This is a genomic window from Longimicrobium sp. (assembly GCF_036280135.1).
Taxonomy (GTDB): domain Bacteria; phylum Gemmatimonadota; class Gemmatimonadetes; order Longimicrobiales; family Longimicrobiaceae; genus Longimicrobium.
The window spans coordinates 1-5,650 of sequence record NZ_DASURI010000174.1 but is presented as its reverse complement, the minus strand read 5'-3'; the positions used below and the strand labels follow the sequence as shown (position 1 = coordinate 5,650).

Sequence of the window (5,650 nt, the reverse complement as noted above, 5' to 3'; positions counted from 1 at the left end):
CGTGTCACGCGGCGGAATGCCGGCCAGCCCGCCGAGCCCCGTGCCGCGCAGGACGCGAAAGAGCACGGTTTCCGCCTGGTCGTCCGCGTGGTGCGCGGTGGCGAGAAAGGCGGCGCCGCACGCCTCCTGTGCCCGGCGCAGAAAGGCGTAGCGGGCGTCGCGCGCCTCCGCCTCCGTCCGCGGGGGGATGTCCGCGCGGGCGTCCATCAGCGGCACGCCCCAGGCGCGGCACAGGCCGCAGACCCACGCGGCGTCGCCTTCGCTGCCGGGGCGCATGGCGTGGTCGAAGTGCGCGGCGCTCACCCGCAGCCCCGCGTCGTCCGCGGCGAAGCGGAGGAGGTGGAGCAGCGCCACGGAGTCGCATCCCCCTGACACGGCCACCAGCACGTGCGCGTCCGTCCCGCGAACGCCCAGCCCGTCCAGGCTGCGGCGCACGCGCTCGGCGAACGTGGGGCGCTGGGAGGTGCGGTGCATGAGTCGGAGGAGGATCGGCAGCGTTTTGGACGGACGTCGGCCCGCCGGGATGAGCGGAAGCGGGCCGTGTCTTGCCCGCGGAGTGCCCCCCTCCCCCCACCCCCTCGCCCCCGCTGTCGCGGGGGGAGGGGGAGAACTGCGTCCCGGGAGGCGGGTCGAGTGCCTGGGCTCGCCAATGGGTGGACGGGACATCGCCACACCCACGGCACTCGCCCGCGCCGGACCCGTCGGCGAAGGCCGACATCACGTGTTCGGAGCCGCGACTTCAGTCGCCGGGGCTGGGAGGCCGCCCATCACGCAAAACAAGATCGCCGCCCGGGTGGGCGGCGATCAAGGTGCGGGGCGGATCAGCCGTTTCCGACCGAGTTCCCGGCCTGCGCCGTCCTGCGCGGGACGCCGTCCACGGGGGGGCGGCGGGTGCCGTTGACCGTGAGCTGGCAGTGCACGCCGCGAACGCCATCCACGTCCCACGCATCATCCGTGGCGTAGCGGATCTCGTGGTAGTCCGGCAGCTCGCCGCGCAGCGTCACCACGCCGTCCGCGACCTCCACCGTGATGGCTTCGGCATCCACCCAGGTGTCGTAGAACAGCGCGTCCTCCACCTCCTTGCGCACCTCGTCGTCGGGGCGGCGGCGGCTGCGCAGGCGCTGGTGGTACGGGCCCAGGCCGTAGCGGGCCGGGCCGTACACGGGCCCGCTGCTCCACTCCCCATCCATCTCGTCCCACGGCCCGCCGCCCTGGGGGCCGCGCTGCGCGTCCATCCCGCGCGGCTGCGGGCGAAAGTCGCCGCCGTATCCGTCGCCGGCGTTCCATCCCCCCGGTCCAAAGTCGCGGCCGGACGGGCCCCACGGGCCGGGACGCCCCCGATCGTGATCGTAGCGCGGCATCAGCGGTCTCCCCTGCAGTGGCTGGACAGGTGTGGATCAGCGGATGCGCGGCGGCGGATTCTCATCGGCCCAATCCGCCCCGCGCGGCGCCCTCAGGGCCGCACGATCCGTTCCAGCCAGGGCTCCATCTCGTCCGCGGGCACGCCGGGCGGCAGGGGGCGCCCTACGCGCGCGTGGAGCACGCGCGCCAGCCGGTCCGGCCGGTCGCTGATGATGCCGTCCACGCCCCAGTCCAGCAGCCGGTGCATGTCGGCCTCCTCGTCCACCGTCCAGACGTGGATGGCCACGTTGTGCGCGTGCGCCTCGTCCACCAGCCGGCGGTTGAGCACCTGCCGGCCGCCGTTGCGCTCCGGCATCTGGAACGCGTCCACGGGCGGCCGGTAGAGGCGCGTGGTCCGGCTGAGGTGCATGGCGTAGAACGCGTACAGGTCCTGCGCCCCGGCGCTGGTGGGGCCCGGGTAGTCGTGAAAGAGCGAGCGGTTGCGTGAATCGCCCGCCGCGATGAGGACGCGGTGATGGGCGCGCAGGTCGTCCACGGTGCGCTTGACGGCGGGCTGCGCGCGGCCGTCCTTGACCTCCACGTTCACGCGGGCGTCGGGAAACTCCTCCAGCACCTCGCGCAGCGTGCTGATGTGCACGCCCGTGCCGCGGTACGGAAAGGTGGCGCCGCCGTCGGGGGTGAAGCGGTGGCCGGCGTCCAGCCGCCGCAGCTCGTCGACGGTAAAGTCGGCGACGCGGCCGCGGCCGTCGGTGGTGCGGTCTACCGTGGGGTCGTGGATGACGACGCAGTCGCCGTCGCGGGTGGGATGGACGTCGATCTCCAGCAGGTCGGCGCGCCACCAGTGGATGGCGCGCCGGAACGCGGCGAGGGTGTTCTCCGGCGCCAGCAGCGATCCGCCGCGGTGGGCGATCAGCAGGGGCGCGCCCGCCAGGTAGCGGTGGCCGGGGCGGGCGCCGCCGCCCAGGGGAAGCCGGGGAAGCCGCACGGGCCGGCCGCGCGGCTCAGGCGACGGTTTCCAGCCGCTCCTGCTCGGCCGGGGTCAGGCGGTACAGCCGGTACAGCACCAAGTCGATGAGCCGCGCCGTCATGTGGCGCTGCCACACCAGCTTCTGCGAATCGGCGCCGGACTCCAGCTCCGTCGTGGCCTCGGCGTAGCGCTCGCCCAGGAACGCCAGGATCTCCTCCACCACGTCGGGGTGGGGCCGGGCGGGGGCCAGCGCGTCCTCCATCACCGTCTCCACGAGCAGGCCGCGGATGTAGGCCAGGAAGCCGGGAAACACCATCTCCGTCAGGTGCCCGCCGGGGATGGCCTCCTCGTCGGTGAGCTCCTCCCACTCCAGCTCGTTCCAGTACAGGTCCTCGCCCTCGCGGCGCATGAACTCCAGCCGCTCGGCCGAGAGCGGCTCGGCGTCGGCGCCGGCGACGGTGGCGGGGCGGTCCAGCGCGTCGGCAAGGCGGGCGCGGCGGCGTTCCACGTAGGCCTGCCCGGTAGACGAAAGGGCGGCGTTCCTGCTCATTGAAAGCATGACTCCAGGGGCTGCGGACAACGGTCTGGCAGACGGGGGTGAACATAGGCCGCCGGGCGGGGGGGCCGCAACTGCGGGACTGCAGGGAATAGGGAACAGGGAATAGGGAATAGCCTGCAACTGCGGGGGACGGGGGACAGGGGACAGGGGACAGCCTACAACGGCGGGAGCGGCCCTACGTGGATGAACCCGCTGTTCAACCTCCCCCAGGGGGTATTGGGGGAGGTGGGCGAGCTCCGCGAGCCCGGAGGGGGCGCTCGCAAGGAGCCGGCTACACGCTGAAGAAATCCGCCGTCGTTGCCCGCTATTCCCTATTCCCTATTCCCTATTCCCTATTCCCTGCTCTTTCACGCCCGTCACCATCACCATGTTCGTCAGCGCGAAGAACGTCCCGGCGTCGCCCTGCGCGCGCCAGCTGCCGTCCAGGCGCGCCACCTCGTCCGCCGTCATCCAGCCGGCCGCCACGGCCTGCTCGCCCGCCGTGTCCAGCCGGGAAAGCAGACGCCACAGGCCGTAATCCGTCACGTGCAGCGGAACCACGTCCACCCCGACGTCCGCGAAGCCCGCGCGCTTCATCATCCCGTACAACCGGCGGCCGGAGTAGCCGTTCAGCAGGCACAGCTCCGCCAGCACCCGCGCCATCCGCCGCTCCAGCTCCGTCTCCGGCGTGTCGACCGAGCGCGTGCCCCAGTCCGTGTCCAGCACGACGATGCGCCCGCCGGGACGCGCCACGCGCACCATCTCCCGCAGCGCGGCCTCGGGGTCGGGCAGGTGCATCAGCAGGCGCTCGCTGCGCACGGCGTCGAAGCGGCCATCGGCGAAGGGGAGCGCCGACGCGTCGCCCTGGCGGTGCTCCACGCGGTCCGCCACCCCCGCGGCGGCCGCGCGGCGATCCGCCTCCGCCACCATGGCGGCATCCTGGTCCACGCCCGCCACGTGCCCGTGCGGGCCCACGAGCGCGGCCAGCGTCAGCGTGTCCGTGGCGGGGCCGCAGCCCACGTCCAGGACGGCCGCGCCCGCGCCGACCTGCATCCGCTCGTAGCTCAGGCGCTTGCCCCCGGACGCCAGCCGCGCGGCCGCGTCCAGGTAGGCGGGATCCACGTACCCGGGGCCGTTGGTCACGATGCGTCGGGGGGAAGGGTCCGGAGGAAGGCGCGCACCTCGTCCACCACCCGGTCGCGCGCGGAAAGGAAGAAGAAGTGGCCGCCCGGCACCTCCGCCACGCGGGCGTGCGGCGCCTCGTGCAGAAAGCGCTCGGCCGAGGCGCGGCGCCAGGGCGCGCGCACGTCGCGGAGGTACGCCTCCGCGCGCTGCCGAGCGGCGGCGTCCGCGGGATCCAGCCAGGGAAACTGCGTCGCCACGTCCTCGCCCGCCGTCAGCGCGAGGAGCGGACCGCGGAGGGACGCGTACGGCGGCGGATGGGACTGGACGTCGTGCACGACCTCCGCCAGCAGTTCCAGGCGGCGCGACTCGTCCGCGGGGCCGGGACGCGCGGCCAGGTCCGCGTCCAGGGGCGCGCACCAGAAGCCGGGGACGTAGCGCCGGTGCCACGCCCGCCGGATGCGCGCGTCCGCGAAGAACGGCTGGGGCGGCGGCGGATACGGGTTCGCCCGCACGACCTCGTCCCATCGCGTGTAGTCGTGGATGCCGTCCAGGTAGACGATGCCACGCACCCGCTCCGGATGGTCCGCCCCCAGCCGCGTGGCCACCGCGCCGGAGACGGAGTGCGCCACGAGCGTCGTCCGGGCGATGCCCAGCGCGTGCAGGGCGCCGCGCAGGTCCGCCGCGAGGCCCGCGACGGTGTAGCCGGCCGGCGGCGTGCCGGACTCGCCGTGCCCGCGCGGCGTGAGGGCGACGACGCGGCCATCCGCCGCGAGGGCCGGCCCCAGCTCGCGGAAGACGTGCGCGCTCTGTCCCAGCCCCGGCGTGAGGACGAGCGCATCCCCACCCGCGCCCCACTCCAGCGCGTGCAGGCGCACGCCGTCCACTTCGATCGAAAGCGTGCGCGGCGCGGGGGTCGTGCTCCCCGGCGCCGCGCCGCCCGCCGTCATCCTTCGCGCATGGGGATGCGGACGCCCTCGCGCTCCGCCGTCTCCACGGCGGTCTCGTACCCCGCGTCGGCGTGGCGGATGACGCCCATCCCGGGGTCGTTCGTCAGCACGCGCTGCAGCCGCTCGCGCATCTCCGGCGTGCCGTCGGCCACGATCACCTGCCCCGCGTGCAGCGAGTTGCCGATGCCCACGCCGCCGCCGTGGTGAAAGCTCACCCACGACGCACCGCTGGCCACGTTGACCAGCGCGTTGAGGATGGCCCAGTCGGCGATGGCGTCGCTGCCGTCCTTCATGGCCTCCGTCTCGCGGAACGGCGAGGCCACGGACCCCGTGTCCAGGTGGTCGCGGCCGATGACGATGGGCGCCTTGAGCTCGCCCGACGCCACGAGGTCGTTCAGCGCCACGCCAAAGCGCGCCCGCTCGCCCTGCCCCAGCCAGCAGATGCGCGACGGCAGTCCCTGGAACGCCACCTTTTCCCGCGCGTGGGTGATCCACCGGCGCAGGTGCTCGTCGTGGGGGAACAGCTCCAGCACCAGCTCGTCCGTGCGGTGGATGTCGGCCGGGTCGCCGGAGAGCGCGACCCAGCGGAACGGCCCCTTGCCCTCGCAGAACAGCGGCCGCACGTACGCCGGCACGAAGCCCGGGAAGTCGAACGCGTTTTTCACGCCCGCATCCAGCGCGACCGTGCGGATGTTGTTCCCGTAGTCGAAG

The 5,650-nt window shown here is 73.8% G+C and carries 7 protein-coding genes; all 7 read right to left on the bottom strand.

Going from position 1 to position 5,650, the window contains the following annotated elements:
* Positions 1-474: tRNA lysidine(34) synthetase TilS (tilS, locus tag VFZ20_RS05220; RefSeq protein WP_329682779.1), on the bottom strand; the 474-nt coding region annotated here is incomplete at its 3' end.
* A gap of 347 nt (positions 475-821) precedes the next feature.
* Positions 822-1,361: a BON domain-containing protein gene (locus VFZ20_RS05215; protein WP_329682778.1), complete on the bottom strand. Its 540-nt coding sequence runs from the start codon at positions 1,359-1,361 to the stop codon at positions 822-824.
* A gap of 92 nt (positions 1,362-1,453) precedes the next feature.
* Positions 1,454-2,347 carry a glycerophosphodiester phosphodiesterase gene (locus VFZ20_RS05210; protein ID WP_329682777.1) on the bottom strand — a complete coding sequence of 298 codons (894 nt, stop codon included), beginning with the start codon at positions 2,345-2,347 and terminating at the stop codon, positions 1,454-1,456.
* A gap of 16 nt (positions 2,348-2,363) precedes the next feature.
* Entirely contained in the window at positions 2,364-2,879 is a 516-nt protein-coding gene (locus VFZ20_RS05205; protein WP_329682776.1) for a hypothetical protein, read from the bottom strand.
* A gap of 327 nt (positions 2,880-3,206) precedes the next feature.
* Entirely contained in the window at positions 3,207-4,010 is an 804-nt protein-coding gene (locus VFZ20_RS05200) for a methyltransferase domain-containing protein (RefSeq protein ID WP_329682775.1), read from the bottom strand.
* Entirely contained in the window at positions 4,007-4,939 is a 933-nt protein-coding gene (locus tag VFZ20_RS05195) for an alpha/beta hydrolase (RefSeq protein WP_329682774.1), read from the bottom strand. The genes VFZ20_RS05200 and VFZ20_RS05195 overlap by 4 nt, the downstream gene beginning before the upstream one ends.
* A partial coding sequence (gene hutU / locus VFZ20_RS05190; protein WP_329682773.1) for a urocanate hydratase occupies positions 4,936-5,650 on the bottom strand: 715 nt, incomplete at its 5' end. The genes VFZ20_RS05195 and hutU, both read right to left, overlap by 4 nt.

Bases quoted from the DNA above. Each gene is read 5' to 3' on its own strand.
- VFZ20_RS05205 (WP_329682776.1), bottom strand. From the start codon at position 2,879: ATGAGCAGGAACGCCGCCCTTTCGTCTACCGGGCAGGCCTACGTGGAA.
- VFZ20_RS05215 (WP_329682778.1), bottom strand. From the start codon at position 1,361: ATGCCGCGCTACGATCACGATCGGGGGCGTCCCGGCCCGTGGGGCCCG.
- VFZ20_RS05195 (WP_329682774.1), bottom strand. From the start codon at position 4,939: ATGACGGCGGGCGGCGCGGCGCCGGGGAGCACGACCCCCGCGCCGCGC.